Source organism: Streptomyces sp. NPDC049577 (assembly GCF_040675635.1).
Classification (GTDB): domain Bacteria; phylum Actinomycetota; class Actinomycetes; order Streptomycetales; family Streptomycetaceae; genus Streptomyces.
Window position 1 is genome coordinate 18802 of record NZ_JBFAPH010000027.1, and the last position, 13835, is coordinate 32636.

The following is a 13835-nucleotide window of genomic DNA, read 5'->3' on the forward strand; positions in this document are numbered from 1 at the left end:
CCGGACCAAGGGGAGCCTGGATCACGGTCGCGCTGTTCCGGGCGGCTGCTGATAAGTGAACCGGTGGTCACGCTCAGTGGGTACGGTGGAGGGCAGTTGAAGCGGTATACGCGGTTTACAGCTCCAGGGCGGAGGTGATCGTGGCGGCGCAGCGAGAACCCAACTCCCGTCTGCGCGACGTCATCGACGCGGTCGGCTGCACCTACGAGGCCCTCGCCCGAGACGTGCGACGTATCGCCGCCGAGAACGGCGAGATCCTCCAGACCAACAAGTCGGCCATCTCGCACTGGGCGAACGGCACCCGTGCCCCGTCGGGCCGGGTAGGTCAGTACCTCGCCGAAGCACTGTCCCGCCGAGCGGGACGCACGATTACCCAGACCGAGATCGGCCTCCATGCCAGCGAGGCCGAAGCGCCGGCGGAATCCGACCCCGTCCTCACCGTCACCGACCTAGGCCGCGCCGACGTCGAGCGCCGCCGCTTCCTCGCCATCGCGGCCTTCACCACCGCCGGCGTCGCGATGCCGCTTGGTTACGACCACGAGGCCACCGCCCGCATGCTCCGCGCCCGCACCGGCACGTCCGTGGTCGGCGTGGAGGACGTGGATGTCGTACGGCAGATCACTGCTGCCTTCAGCGCGGCCGACGAGCGTCTCGGCGGCGGGCACGGCCTGACCACCGTCACCGCGTACCTCGCCGACACCGCCGCCCCGATGCTGCGCGGACGCTTCCCCAGCGAAGCCTTACGTCGGGCCGCGTTCGGGGCGGTCGCCGAACTCGCCTACCTCGCAGGGTGGAAGCACCACGACCTGGGCCAGGAGGGCGCCGCCCAGCGCTACTACCAAGTCGGCTACAAGCTCGCGTGCGAAGCCGACCCCCACGGCCACGCCGCCTGGATGATGCGCGCCCTCGCCCACCAGGCCCTGAGCCTCAAGCAGCCCCACCACTGCGTCGACCTCGTCGAAGGCGCCCTACGCACAGGTCTCGGCCACGTCGACGGCCAGACCGAGGCTCTCCTCCACATCACCCATGCCCGCGCCTACGCGGCCGTCGACGAGCACCCCTTGGCCGCGCGCGCCCTGCTCGCTGCCGAAGACGCCCTCCTCCGCGACGACGGCCCCCAGCCCAGCTACTCCCGCGTAAGCGGCCCGGCCGCCGGCACCGTGGCCAGCCACACCGCCCGCACCCTCACCGACCTCGCCGACCACATCGGCACCGAGCAGCAGCACCGCGACGCCCTCACCCGCTGGGACCCCGAGAAGTACAAACGCGTCCACGCCCTCACCCACGCCGACCTCGGCGACAGCCTCGCCGCCCAGGCCCGCGCCGACGAAGCGGTCGCCGCCTGGACCCAAGCCCTGGTCCTCATGGAGGGCATGACCTCCGACCGGACCCGGAAGGCGATCGCCTCGATCCGCTCCACCCTCGCGGTCTACCAGCGCCGCCGCGTTCCCGGCGCCGCCGATCTCGCCCGCCGCGCCCGCGAAGCCCTCGCCTAACATGCCCAACAACCCGCCCGACGAAGGGAACACCGTGACCCAGCAGACCGACGACCAGCCGAAGGCCCTCAAGCCGGCGCTCGAATCGATGACCCTGCTGGTCGCGGCCGTCATCGTCCACGACAAGGCCACCAACCGCGTCGTCCTCCTCCAGCGCAGCGAGAACGCGAAGTTCGCCCAAGGCATGTGGGACCTCCCCGTCGGCAAGAGCGAGCCCGGCGAGCCCATCACCGAGACCGCCGTCCGCGAGCTGTACGAGGAGACCGGCCTCACGGTGAAGCCCGAGTCCCTCAAGGTCGCCCACGTCATCCACGGCGCCTGGGGCGTCGAGGCCCCCAACGGCTTCCTCACCGTCGTCTTCGCCGCCCACGAATGGACCGGCGAACCCGAGAACCGTGAACCCCGCAAGCACTCCCAGGTCCGCTGGGTCGACGCCAGCGACATTCCGGAAGCATTTGTCGACACCACAGCGAGTGCCCTCCGCGGATATCTATCTGGCAGGTCCCAGGTCTCGCTCGATGGCTGGCGCTGAGTGAAGGAAGGGGGCGTTTTCTCAGTCTAATGAGAGGTGTGGGTGATCCAATCTGATTCTGCTTGCTTAGGGAAAAAGTGCTGCGCACGGTCGCCAGATGGGGTTGATCTGAAGAGGGATTCGAAGATTGCCTCAAATTCGCATTCATCTGAATCCTTGAATGCGGCCAACCCTCTGATATCCTCGGCGGTCACGTGACGTTCGCAGAAAGATCGAGCGCGATCGTTCTTGTTCGAGGACTCGTTGTTCTCTAGTGGCGGATAGTAGTCCTCAATTGCGCCGCGCTCCCATACGTAAATGTCGTCTTTTCGTAGTTCCTGAAGCAGCTCGATCTTCATGCGCCTAAGGTCGGGATCGGCAGCCTCTTCGAGAACTTTCCGTATGGCACCCGAGGTAGATCGCGCAAAAAACGCGCTGACAGCGGCGTCGAGATCCTCCCATTCGCAAAGTCCTTGAGCGTATTGCTCTCGCGCCACCCTGGCCCGCTTCCAGAGATCCTGCACAGCTCCGTTAGTGCGCATGTTCTTGAGAGTCTTTCCGGAAGGGTCTGCTCCTGAAGTGGCCGCAATTTCGTTTGCCTTGGCGATGAGCCGATCTCGCAATTGATGGCAAACTTGGCTGGCTCCCAATTTGTCAAACCCTTCAGCCAGAACGTCGAGGTCGGCGAGTACCGCGATCCGCATTTCGAACTGAGTGAAGAAACTTCTGTAGCGGGCGATGCTTCCCTTTCCTTCAACTTTGGCAATCGCCGTCGCGCGCTTCTCGAAGTCCCATTCTGGATTGAGGGTTCGAGCGATGTGCGGGATTAGGATGTGGTCACTCGGCCCCTCTACGAGCAAGACAGAATTTGCGAAAAACGCCGCCTCGTTGTTTTCGTGCTTGATGATCTCAAATTGATCGCGTGCCTCAATGTTTGAGAGGTCGATCACGCGTGTCCGACTTGCCGGCGGATCCAGGGAGTGGTCCTTAATGACCTTTACGAATGTTCCGGTCGCCCCAGGTGCGAAGAATGACGGCGAGTGGGTGCTGACCAGGACGTCGTTGAACTCGGAGAAGAACGCCAGGGCTTCGAACAGCTTCCGCTGCGCCTGGGGGTGCAGGAATACTTCGGGCTCCTCGAAGAGGAGTAGGCAAGGTTGCTGAGAGCTGTCTGCCGTGACTGGCCGTGCGGTTTTCATGTCGACATACGCGCGAAGGATGGCGAATGCGACCGACCTTCGAAGACCGTCTCCTTTGGTCCTGAAATGGCCCGTGACTCCATCATCGATGGAGATTTGCGCTTCTTCGAGAAGGCTACGCAGACGTGGAGGCGGGATCTCAAGGCGGACGCTTGCTCGCGGGAAGGATTCCTGGAGATTCCTCTGAATCAGTGATTCGATTTGTCGAACTTCAGCAAGGCGCTGGTCTGACTCCTCGCCGTCTTCGTTCGTGGTTACGTTCAGCTGCCCCCGGAGCGCCTCAAATGAGGATTCCAGCTCGGGAAGCTGGTGCTCGATCTGCCCGAAAAGTAGACTTAGGAGCCGCCCAAAAGTTGCCGTAGATGTCGTCTTGAGCTCCTCGTTGAGCTCCTTGACGGCTGGAATGTAAATTGATTCCGGGAGTAGCGGGGCGATCGATTTGTCCATCCCGGTTGGCAAAGGGTCGTCTCCAGTGACGAAGTCATCCTCACCGAGTGATTCAATTATTGTGGCGATCTCGCGCCTCACCGCTGCGCGGCTGATCTTGCCCTCGATTTTGTGGGCAACTTCTGGGTACGTGGCCTTCACGTTGGCGGCGATAACTTCGGGAGGTAGCCCAGACTTCAATGTGTCGTCGATTGCGACCTTCGTGTACCTGTGATCCCGGGGAACCCGCGTGACGACCAGGAAGGTCCCCTTCCCGGGGCCATTGTAAACTTTAGCGAGCGTGATTCGCCCGTCCCGAATTTCCCTCTCGATTCGAATTCGGTGCCCGTCTTCGAGTCGCTTCAGGTCGGCTTCGCTGACCTCGGAGAAGGAGAGTTGAATTCGGATCGAGCGACCTCTGTCGAGAAAGTCGGTGTCGACTGCGGTCCCCGACTTTAGGAACATGTTCAAAGCCTGGAATACGGACGACTTTCCGGCGTTGTTCTCGCCGATAAGGCAGCCGAATCGAGAGAAAGGGATGTCCACATGTGTGAGGCCGCGGAAGTTCTCGATTTTGATCGTCTCGAGGCGCATGGTGCTCCAGGTGTTCAAGCCGCAGAGCGATCATCGTAGAGGCACATGAGGGACTGGCGGGTGTGATTCCGCACCACAGGTACAGAAGCTCGACGCTCGTGGCCGCGGGCTGGGCGGGCCCTGTGGCCCCACTGCCCTGTCGATACTGAGCCGTTGAGTTCCGAGTGGGGCAGGCATTGGAGGAGCAGTTCCGGCCACGGTCACGCGTCGGGCAGCATCTGCCGGCATGGTGGGCACGTCGACCGAAGGTAGTGGGAGCGGTACTCGTGGACCTCTGGCGCGTGATCCGCTGAGCACGCAGCCGATCACGGCTCCGTGGTTCGGAATCAGCCGTGCGTGCTGATTCTTCTTCGGGGCGGACGGGCCGCTGTCAAACTGTGTCTAGGGATCAGGTGGCAGTGTCGTTGGGGGAGAGCGCAGTGGCGCAGAAGAGCGACAAGCCCTACTACCGGGCAGGGCACTGGGTGCGGCCGTCGGCCGCCAAGCAGGTGAAGAAGCCTGCGACGGGCGTTGTGATTGCGGCGGCGTTGCTGGCTATTGCTGCTTGGAACACGGTCTTCGGTGATGACAGTGAGGCACCTGTTCCGGCTCCGCAGCAGGCATCTCCGACTGCCTCAGCTACTCCCTGAACGGTGATCTCGGCTGCGACCGTTTCGCCGGGACGCTCTTCCGGTCAACCGCTGCAACGCGGTGGGCTTCTGGTTCTGGCGCGGTTGCGGGACGCTGAGCGGTGCGGTGTCGGTCGTCGTATCCGTTAGCAACCGCATCCAGGCGGTATGCCACTCAGCGACCTGCTGATCCGGCACGCCGCAGGCGGACAGGTACGCCGCTGTGGTGTGCCAGGTCTTGGGCAGGCTCTCGCGGTTCAAGAGCCGGCTGACGGTACCGGGTGAGATGCGTCCACCGGAACGTTGGCTGACCATCAGATGGGTGAGACCGCTCGTCACACGAACATCGGCCAATGACTTGAAGAAACCCCTGACAGTGCGGATCCCCGAGGGACTCGGCCAGGAGCGCCCTGTGGCTGGCTCACCGTCGATAGAAGGGGTGGCCGCGGTTGCCGGCAGGCAGGCCAGGTTGCGGCCGAGAGCGAGTCGGGCCCCGGTGTTCCTGTCTCTCGCCTGTGGGTCGGGGCGCCCCTTAGCCGCCAACCTGATGCGCAAGTGCCGGTACAGCGCTCCAAAGTCGATCGGCTCAGGCCCATGGGGGATGCCCGTCTGAAGCGTGTCGAGGAGTTCGCCGGTGAACGCGGTGAAGGTCTCGTCCGGCGGGGCGAGTGCTTGGCGTGTTTCTGCAGCAGCGGCCAGCAGGAATGTTCCCTCCACGGCCGCCTGATCGGCCAGATCTGAGGGGCCGCCCATCGTCCCGAGGGCCAGACCGCTGTAGCAGCAGTCGAGGACAACGACACACCGCTCGGCCCGGCCGTTCAGGAGAGCCTGCCGTAACCACCGATAGGGCAGTCCGGTCTCCACGCGTTGCTGCTTGGACTGCGGCATGGCCAGATAGAGGTCCCCTTCGGTGTCGACCAGCCCATGACCGGCGAAGTAGATCAGCACGGTGTCGCGCGCTTGCTCGGCTGCGGCTCGCACTGCGGCCATGGTCATCTCTGCGGTCGTGGGGTTGGAGAGGATCGTGCAATGCTCCGGCGGCAGGGTCCAAGAGGTGGGTCCGGTCAGCGCCTCGGCCAGAGCGGTCAGGTTGTTGGACACAGCCGGCAGCGACTCCAGGTAGTCGTAGTGGCTGGTGCCGATCAGCACGGCTCGGGTCGCGCCGGGGTCGGGCAACACGCTCATGTCCCAGGTGCCTCATCCTCGGTCGAGGTCTCAAGGGCACGAATGACACGTTCGATCTCGGCATCGCTGCCCTGGGTAAGGACGATCACGGTGTCACCCCGCCTGATCTCGATACGCGGGTCCTGGGGCCTGGTTCGCTTCCAGGCGGCCAGTGCCACCACGAAGGATGCAGCGCTCCATCCGTTGTCAGTCACCAATTGGATGGCGTCCAACAAACCGCCCATGTGCCCTGGCTCGGGAGGCTGCTCCTGGAGTGCCAATTCGGACGACCTGCGGACCTCTCTGTCTGCTCCCAGCCACTGGTGGAGTGAACGCAGCTCGTCAGCCTCTGCCTCTACCCGTACGTCAATGCGCATGGTCCCCCCTGTCTCCGCATGTCGGCGGCCTTCCGCATCTCCATCGTCGGGCAGAACCGGCTTCCTGGTGTGCGTTTGGCTTGTTCACGCCCTCATCTGGTGGGAACTAGGAGCCTGGGGCCGGTGATTGCACCGCGACCTACAGGCGCCGCCAGCCGTTGGCGAACCCGCAGTTGAGGTCCGTCCAGCGGCGCTGTTCGGCGGGGGTGTGGCTGGGGTAGCCGAGGTGTCCCACGCCCTTGACCCACTCGTCCCAGAGGCCGTCGGGTTCCGTGAAACGGTCGGCGTGGCGGGTACCGAGGAGGGCATCGAGGCGGAGGAGGGCGCCCAGGGCGGCGGGCTGGTCGTAGTGGAGGTCGGTGCGGGGGAGGTAGTGATCGAGGTAAGCGGTGAGGATCTCGGCGTCGGCGTGGGTACCGAAGCGGGCCAGGGCGAAGCAGTAGGCGCTGCCGGAGTAGCAGACCTCGCTGGCCAGGAGCAGGTCGCCGATGCGTGCCCGGAACCGTTCGCGGCGGTCGACGCCGATCAGCCAGGCGGCGGTGAGGCGCGAGCGCCATTCGTACCCGAGGAGGGCTTCCAGTTCCTCGTCGGTGATCGCGGCGGCGTCATTGAGTAGGTGTCGGGTGAAGCGGGTGGTGTGCCACCACCGGGGGCCCAGGAACCGCCCGCCGTTCAGGACGAGGTAGCGCGGGAGACCCCCGTATGCCCTCGTCACGTAGCTCTCGACCACATGGCCATAGCCAATTTCGGCAGGGTGCTGGGACGGCATCGGTTACCTCTCCGGGTGCAGGTCGGTGCGGTCGATCCAGGTTGGGGCGACGAAGATGTTGCTGCCGGTGGGGGCTTCGGAGGCTTCCAGCAGGGACCAGGTGCGGGACTCCTCGACCAGGTGCTCCCAGGGCGCGGTCCAGTCAAGTTCCCAGTCCAGGCCGGGGCCGGAGACCCCGTATGTGCGGCCGGCGTCCACCTGCCAGAACTGGGAGTAGAGGATCACTTGGCTGTGGTCGGCCAGGTCGTTGATGATCTCGGTGAAGTGGGCCGAGGGCCAGCCTGGGGCGTTGTCCGCAGTGGTGGCTCGTAGGCGCGCGATGAGCGGCGGGACGACGGGGGTGCGTGCGCCGAGTTCGGTCAGGGCCCAGCGGATGCCGACGGGCTCGGTCCAGTCCGGTGGGGTCGCGCGTTCCAGGCAGGCGCGGTAGGCGCGGCGCAGGGGCTCGATGGCACCGTCGATCTCCAGGCTCGCCAGGGCCATGGCCGCTCATTCGCGGACGGTCGGGTTGTCGCTGTCCAGCAGGCCGATGAGAGCGGTGCCGCAACGGGGATCGCCCACCTCCTCGAAGACCTCGATGGCGGTCAGCTGGCCGAAGCCGCCGAGGGAAGGCAGGCCGTTGATGACCGCGGGTATGGCGTCGGCGCCGGTCCAGATCAGCTCCGCGCGGGCGTCGTAGGACTCGTCGGCCTTGCCGTCGAGCTGCTGGACGAGTGTCTCGATGGAGGAGGTCATGACGCGGAGTGGTCCCGGCGCCAGAAGGTGGGGAGCCACCAGCAGAGCACCGAGTGGTCGTCGGGCCACGGGGCGCGGTCCCCGGCCGCCCAGTCCTCGAAGGAGTCGCGTGTCAGGTCGATGGGGCGCCAGGCGGGGTCGAGTGGCTCGTCCTCGGCCGGAGGGCGGACGTACCGTCGGCCGTGTTCGTCGCAGGCGCCGAAGTCCTGGTAGTTGCGCTGGGCCTCGATCAGGGCGACCTTGTTCGCGCCGCCGCCCATAGTCGGCCAGCGGAACTGGACCCCGTCGTCCTCCCAGAAGCAGACAGGGCAGATCTCGTACGAGCCGGGCATGGCGTCGAGCACTCGGTGCCCGCAGCAGGGGCAGGGGTAGCGGTCGCTCACCTGCGCAGTCTCGTTGCAGGTCCGGCCGGTGCGCCATGGATTTCTCGGCCTCTGCCCGCCCGGCCAGTCCGCAGCCAGTCCGCAGGACACCCGTAAACGACCGTCGGGAGCCAACGCATACCAACCTGGAAGTCCCAGGTCAGAGCCCTGGACGAGGCTCCGCCGCAGGTCAGGATCAGACCGCAGACATTCCGCTTCAACGTCTGATCCGCCGGACCCCCGCGAAGGGGCCGCACCCGCACCGGGTGCGGCCCCTTCGCGCTGTCACCGGGCACCCGCCGCTCACCCAGAGTCAGGATCGGGTGGGGTTCGGCGGCGCACAGTTGCGGAAGTGCTTCCGGTGAGTGCTGACCGCATGTGCCCATTGCGCTCAACCACACGTCGCTGAACTGCAATTCACCACTTCCAGTGAACGCTTGGCCTTGAGTTGCGGAGGGCAACGCTGGGTTGCCAAGCTGTTGCGGACTGTCAACCCCTTGGGAGTGGCCGTGGCATTCGGTGACCAGCCCGCGTACCTTCGCGTCGCCGGCGATCTGCGCCAGAAAATCGTCGCGGGGGAGCTGCCGCCGCACACGCGGCTGCCCTCGCAGGCGCGGATCCGCGAGCAGTACGGGGTGTCGGACACCGTCGCGCTGGAGGCGCGGAAGGTGCTGATGGCCGAGGGGCTGGTGGAGGGCCGCTCCGGGTCGGGGACGTATGTGCGGGAGCAGCCCGTGCCCCGGGCCGTGGTGCGCACGGGGTACCGGGGGGTCGGGGAGTCGACGCCGTTCCGGCAGGAGCAGGGGGACGACCGGGTCTGCGGGACATGGGAGTCCCGCAGCGAGCAGCAGACGGCCGGGGTGGAGGTGGCGCGGCGGCTGCTGATCTCCCAGGGGGACCGCGTGATGCGCACGGACTATCTGTTCCGGTCGGCGGGCGAGCCGTGCATGATCTCGACGTCCTGGGAGCCCCTGTCGGTGACCGGGCGGACGCCCGTGATGCTGCCCGAGGAGGGGCCGCTGGCCGGGCGGGGTGTGGTCGAGCGGATGGCCGCCATCGACCTCGTCGTGGACAACGTCACGGAGGAGGTCGGGGCGCGCCCCGGGCTCGCGGAGGAGACGCTGGCGCTGGGCGGGGTGCCCGGGCACTGCGTGCTGGTCGTCTCGCGGACGTACTTCGCGGGGGGCTGCCCGGTCGAGACGGCGGACGTCGTCATGCTCGCCGAGCGGTACCGCGCCGCCTACCACCTGCCGGTGAAGTAGGCGTGACGGGAGTGTGAACTGACTCTCGGGTCAGTTTCCGTACCCCGGGGAACCCGGCTTTCTGGTCTATACCAGCCGGTAGGATGTGGGGGGTTTGCTCTGCTCTGTACCGGTAGGGCGGGGCACTCCCTGATGTTGCAAAACTCACAGAGCCCCAGGTCAAGGCCCTTTGGCGGAACCAACTCGGCGAAATCGCTCGTACGATGGCGCGGTTTGTGTCCTGCCGTGGGGGAGTTAGAAAGAAAAGGAGATCCGGGGCGTTGAGTACCGAACACGGTTCCCACTCCAATTACCGCCGGACCCTCGGTCCGGTGGCCCTGACGGCCGTGGGCCTCGGGTCGATCATCGGCTCCGGCTGGCTCTTCGGTGCCCAGCGGGCGGCCGGCATCGCCGGTCCCGCCGCCATCCTCGCCTGGGTCATCGGCGCGGCCGTCGCGCTGACGATCGCGCTCACCTACAGCGAGCTCGGCGCGATGTTCCCGAAGGCCGGCGGCATGGTCCGCTACGGTCAGTACTCGCACGGCTCGCTGGCCGGCTACCTCGCCGCCTGGGCCAACTGGCTGGCGATCGTCTCCGTCATCCCCGGCGAGGCGACCGCTTCCGTGCAGTACATGAGCTCCTGGAAGTGGGACTGGGCCAAGGGCCTCTACGACGGCAAGGAGCTGACGGGCAGCGGCGTCGGCCTCGCCAGCGTCCTGCTGGTCTTCTACTTCTTCCTCAACTGGTTCGCGATCAGCCTGTTCGCGAAGACCAACAACGCGATCACGGTCTTCAAGGTCGTCGTCCCGGCCCTGACCGCCGGCGCCCTGATGTACGCGCACTTCGACACGCACAACATCCAGGCGGCGGGCGGCTTCACGCCGAACGGCTGGAGCGCGGTCTTCACGGCGGTCGCCACCTCCGGCATCGTCTGGGCCTACAACGGCTTCCAGTCCCCGCTGAACATGGCCGGTGAGGCCCGCAACCCGGGCAAGTCGCTGCCGAAGGCCGTCATCGGCTCGATCCTCATCGCGCTGGTCATCTACATCGCGCTGCAGGTCGCCTTCCTGATGGCCGTCCCGTCCCAGGACCTGGCCTCCGGCTGGAGCGCCCTGACCTTCAAGTCGCCGCTCGCCGACCTGGCCATCGCCTGGGGCCTGAACTGGCTGGCGATCATCCTCTACGCGGACGCCTTCATCTCCCCGTCCGGCACCGGCATGATCTACGCCGCGACCACCTCGCGCATGATCCACGGCGTCCAGGAGAACGGCCACCTGCCGGGCGTCTTCGGCAAGGTCGACAAGAAGACGGGCGTGCCGCGCCCGGCCCTGCTGCTCAACCTCGTCGTGGCCTTCCTGTTCCTCGCCGTGTTCCGCGGCTGGGGCTCGCTCGCGGAGATCGTCTCGGTCGCGACCGTCATCTCCTACATCACCGGCCCCGTCGCCGTGATGTCGCTGCGCCGGATCGCCCCGGACCTCAAGCGCCCGGTCATGCTCAAGGCCATGCCCGTCATCGCGCCCATCGCGATGGTCTTCGGCTCGCTCGTCCTGTACTGGGCCAAGTGGCCGCTGACCGGCAAGGTCATCCTGCTCATGGCGGTCGGTCTGCCGATCTGGGCCTGGTACGAGCTGCGCAAGCCGTGGGCCGTGCTCAAGCCGCACCTGAAGGCGGGCGCCTGGATGGTGAGCTACCTCTTCGTGATGGCGGCCGTCTCCTGGGCCGGCAGCACCAAGTTCAACGGCCAGGGCTACCTCGCCGAGGGCTGGGACATGCTGCTCGTCGCGCTGATCGCGCTCGCCTTCTACACGTGGGGCGTGCACAGCGCCTGGCGCAACCCGACGCTCGTCGAGGTCGAGAAGGAGATGGCGGCCGCCGCCGAGGCGGAGGAGCAGGCCGAGACCGAGCCCGCCAAGGCCTGATCACCGTCGGGTAGCGGCGGCCCGGCGCACTCGGTTGGCCGAATGCGTGCCTCTTCGTGAAAACCCGTATCCGCAGCGTAAAGGTCGGGCGTACGCTCGGGCATATGCGGACGGTGGTTTCTTCTCGGGAGGCGTCGGAGGGCGTGCGCCGGTGCACGCCTCGGCGGAAGGGGCAGGGCGATGACTGACACCGGACCGGTCCTGCCCTGGCTGGTGATCCGCCAGGACGAGAACGGCAACCGCTACCGCGTCGGGCGCTACGCCACCAGAACGGAGGCGGAGCGCGTGGCCGACCGGCTGGACGCCCACGGGCACCGGCAGCTCTACATAGTGGAGCGGGTCGGCGGTCGCGCGGTCTCCTGAACACTTACGGCGTCGCCGGCACTGCCGGCGGCGCCGTTAAGCTTGCCGCCCATGACGACGGTGCGTGTGGTGGTGGCGGGAGCGGTTCTCGACCGGGGGCGGCTGCTCGCCGCCCGCCGCAGCGCACCGCCCGAGCTGGCGGGCCGCTGGGAGCTGCCCGGCGGCAAGATCGAACCCGGCGAGACGGGGCCGCAGGCGCTCGTCCGGGAGCTCCGCGAGGAGCTCGGCATCGAGGCCGAGCCGCTGGAGCGCATCGCGGGGGAGTGGCCCCTCAAGCCGGGATACGTGCTGCGGGTGTGGACCGCGCGGCTCCTGTCCGGTGAGCCCCTGCCGCTGGAGGACCACGACGAGGTCCGGTGGCTCACGCCCGAGCGCGTCGACGAGGTCGACTGGCTCGACCAGGACCGCCCGGCGGTGGCGGAGGCGATGCGGCTGCTGACGGAGCACGTCTCCCACCCGTCCTGACCGGCATCCGGTTCCCGGGCGAAAGATCCCACGAAGGCGATAGGCCACCCCGCATTCCGGGTATGGGCTGATTATTGCCTTTAAAACCGGCATAACCGGAGGGATCGGTGAGCGACAGCGCAGTGGCCTTCACGCCCGGATTCGCCGAGTGGAGCTTCCCCGCCGAGCCCGGCGCCGTCCGTACCGCCCGTACGCTCGTGCGCGACACGCTGCGCGAGTGGGGGATGGACGTCGTCATGGACATCACCGCGCTGCTGGTCAGCGAGCTCGTCACCAATTCCCTGCGGTACGCCAGCGGGCCCATCGGGGTCCGTATGTACTCCCGCCCCGGCCCGACGCTGCTCGTCGAGGTCTCCGACCCCCTGCCCGATCCGCCCCGCGAGCGCGCCGCCGAGGCCGACGACGAGGGCGGGCGCGGACTGCAACTGGTGGCATTGGCCTCCCGCCGCTGGGGAACCCGTCCCGGTACCACCGGAAAGACCGTGTGGTTCGAGCTGAGCTTGCCCGGTTAGTAACCCGGGGAGAAGACATAGCGGGTTGAGACCGTGCTGTGATCGTGAAGTCCGTGTTCCGAAGGCCCCCCGTGCTGGATACTCGGCCTTCTGATGCCGGTGCGAGCACATGAGCCGGAGGGGACGGGCACGTGAGCGAAAAGCCAGCGGGTTCCGCGGCGGACAGGCCAGAGGCTACGGATGCCACGGGCATGTGGCAGAACAGCCCTCCGGGTTCCCTGTACGACTACATCCGCGTGGCGACGTTCTCCCTCGGCCCCGACGGCCGCATCGAGCAGTGGAGCGAACGGGCGGGGGAACTCTTCGGGATAACGGCCCGGCAGGCCGTCGGCCGGGACCCGCACGACGTGTTCACCCGCGACGGCGGCCGCCTCCCGGTCGCGCCCTTCCTCGCCGACGGCGGCCTCGACGGCCGCACCTGGACCGGCCTGGTGCCCTATCAGCGCACCGGTGAGCGACCGGGGTTGGCCGAGATCTATGTGATGCCCAGTGAGAATCCGCACGGCGAACGCGCCGCCCTGTGCGTCGCCGTCGACGTCCGGGCGCTGCGTGGAATAGAGACCGACATCGCCGCGGCGGAGGCCGTTTTCGGCCAATCTCCGCTGGGCTTCTTCTTCTTCGGTACGGATCTGACGCTGCTGCGCGTCAACGAGAGCTTCGCCCAGACCTTCGGCCATCCGGCCGCCTGGCACCGGGGCCGCACGCCCCACGACTTCCTGCCGCGCGCCGAGGCGGAACGGCTCACCGCCGCCCTGCGCCAGGTCCTGGACACCGGAAAACCGGTGGCCGACATTCAGCTGGTCGGCCCCGTGCCCGGCAGCCCCGAGCGCCGCCGCTGGTCGGTCTCGCTGTACCGGCTGCACAGCGGCGGCGGACGGCCGATCGGCGTCGCCGCCATCGCCACCGACGTCACCGGACGGCGCCGCGCCGAGCGCGAGGCCGCGGGCGTACGCCGCAACCTGGCCCTGCTGAACGAGGCCAGCGCGCGCATCGGCAACTCCCTCGACCTGGAGACCACCGCGCGCGAACTCCTGGACGTCGCCGTCCCGCAGTTCTGCGACCTCGCCTCCGTCGACCTCTACCAGGGCCTGCTC

16 protein-coding genes are annotated in these 13835 nt (G+C 67.1%); 9 read left to right on the forward strand and 7 right to left on the reverse strand.

What is annotated here, in order from left to right; all coding sequences use genetic code 11:
• The first annotated feature begins 140 nt into the window (after window positions 1-140).
• Window positions 141-1496 carry a tetratricopeptide repeat protein gene (locus tag AB0K09_RS05990; RefSeq protein ID WP_366064060.1) on the forward strand — a complete coding sequence of 452 codons (1356 nt, stop codon included), beginning with the start codon at window positions 141-143 and terminating at the stop codon, window positions 1494-1496.
• A 1-nt stretch (window position 1497) separates the two neighbouring features.
• Entirely contained in the window at window positions 1498-2028 is a 531-nt protein-coding gene (locus tag AB0K09_RS05995) for an NUDIX domain-containing protein (protein ID WP_366064061.1), read from the forward strand.
• A 26-nt stretch (window positions 2029-2054) separates the two neighbouring features.
• Here AB0K09_RS05995 and AB0K09_RS06000 read toward each other — a convergent pair whose 3' ends face one another.
• The gene (locus tag AB0K09_RS06000) at window positions 2055-4226 is read right to left on the reverse strand and encodes an AAA family ATPase (protein WP_366064062.1); all 2172 of its coding nucleotides are present in this window, start codon (window positions 4224-4226) and stop codon (window positions 2055-2057) included.
• Between the two features lie 419 nt (window positions 4227-4645).
• Here AB0K09_RS06000 and AB0K09_RS06005 point away from each other — a divergent pair, with 419 nt between their 5' ends.
• Window positions 4646-4855 carry a hypothetical protein gene (locus AB0K09_RS06005; RefSeq protein WP_366064063.1) on the forward strand — a complete coding sequence of 70 codons (210 nt, stop codon included), beginning with the start codon at window positions 4646-4648 and terminating at the stop codon, window positions 4853-4855.
• Here the strand turns inward: AB0K09_RS06005 and AB0K09_RS06010 are convergent.
• The 6 genes from AB0K09_RS06010 to AB0K09_RS06035 form a co-directional block, all read right to left on the reverse strand.
• Window positions 4841-6019 carry a caspase family protein gene (locus AB0K09_RS06010; protein ID WP_366064064.1) on the reverse strand — a complete coding sequence of 393 codons (1179 nt, stop codon included), beginning with the start codon at window positions 6017-6019 and terminating at the stop codon, window positions 4841-4843. The genes AB0K09_RS06005 and AB0K09_RS06010 overlap by 15 nt on opposite strands.
• Window positions 6016-6375: a hypothetical protein gene (locus AB0K09_RS06015; RefSeq protein WP_366064065.1), complete on the reverse strand. Its 360-nt coding sequence runs from the start codon at window positions 6373-6375 to the stop codon at window positions 6016-6018. The genes AB0K09_RS06010 and AB0K09_RS06015 overlap by 4 nt, the downstream gene beginning before the upstream one ends.
• Window positions 6376-6514: 139 nt before the next feature.
• Window positions 6515-7144 (reverse strand): DUF6000 family protein, encoded by a 630-nt coding sequence (locus tag AB0K09_RS06020; protein ID WP_366064066.1) that lies wholly within the window; start codon window positions 7142-7144, stop codon window positions 6515-6517.
• Between the two features lie 3 nt (window positions 7145-7147).
• Entirely contained in the window at window positions 7148-7627 is a 480-nt protein-coding gene (locus AB0K09_RS06025) for a hypothetical protein (RefSeq protein ID WP_366064067.1), read from the reverse strand.
• A 6-nt stretch (window positions 7628-7633) separates the two neighbouring features.
• Entirely contained in the window at window positions 7634-7879 is a 246-nt protein-coding gene (locus AB0K09_RS06030) for a hypothetical protein (protein WP_366064068.1), read from the reverse strand.
• Window positions 7876-8262, reverse strand: coding sequence for a CPCC family cysteine-rich protein (locus tag AB0K09_RS06035; RefSeq protein ID WP_366064069.1), 387 nt, complete (start codon window positions 8260-8262; stop codon window positions 7876-7878). The genes AB0K09_RS06030 and AB0K09_RS06035 overlap by 4 nt, the downstream gene beginning before the upstream one ends.
• A 488-nt stretch (window positions 8263-8750) precedes the next feature.
• Here AB0K09_RS06035 and AB0K09_RS06040 point away from each other — a divergent pair, with 488 nt between their 5' ends.
• The 6 genes from AB0K09_RS06040 to AB0K09_RS06065 form a co-directional block, all read left to right on the forward strand.
• Window positions 8751-9503, forward strand: coding sequence for a GntR family transcriptional regulator (locus AB0K09_RS06040; RefSeq protein WP_366064070.1), 753 nt, complete (start codon window positions 8751-8753; stop codon window positions 9501-9503).
• 260 nt (window positions 9504-9763) lie between these two features.
• Window positions 9764-11401 (forward strand): APC family permease, encoded by a 1638-nt coding sequence (locus tag AB0K09_RS06045; protein ID WP_366064071.1) that lies wholly within the window; start codon window positions 9764-9766, stop codon window positions 11399-11401.
• 180 nt (window positions 11402-11581) lie between these two features.
• Window positions 11582-11764, forward strand: coding sequence for an SPOR domain-containing protein (locus tag AB0K09_RS06050; protein ID WP_366064072.1), 183 nt, complete (start codon window positions 11582-11584; stop codon window positions 11762-11764).
• A 51-nt stretch (window positions 11765-11815) separates the two neighbouring features.
• On the forward strand, window positions 11816-12229 hold the full coding sequence (locus AB0K09_RS06055) for a (deoxy)nucleoside triphosphate pyrophosphohydrolase (RefSeq protein WP_366064073.1): 414 nt from the start codon (window positions 11816-11818) through the stop codon (window positions 12227-12229).
• 107 nt (window positions 12230-12336) lie between these two features.
• Complete coding sequence (locus tag AB0K09_RS06060) at window positions 12337-12741, forward strand: ATP-binding protein (protein WP_366064074.1); 405 nt, start codon at window positions 12337-12339, stop codon at window positions 12739-12741.
• 191 nt (window positions 12742-12932) lie between these two features.
• Window positions 12933-13835 (forward strand): PAS domain-containing protein (locus tag AB0K09_RS06065; RefSeq protein ID WP_366064075.1); only part of this gene is annotated, 903 nt, incomplete at its 3' end.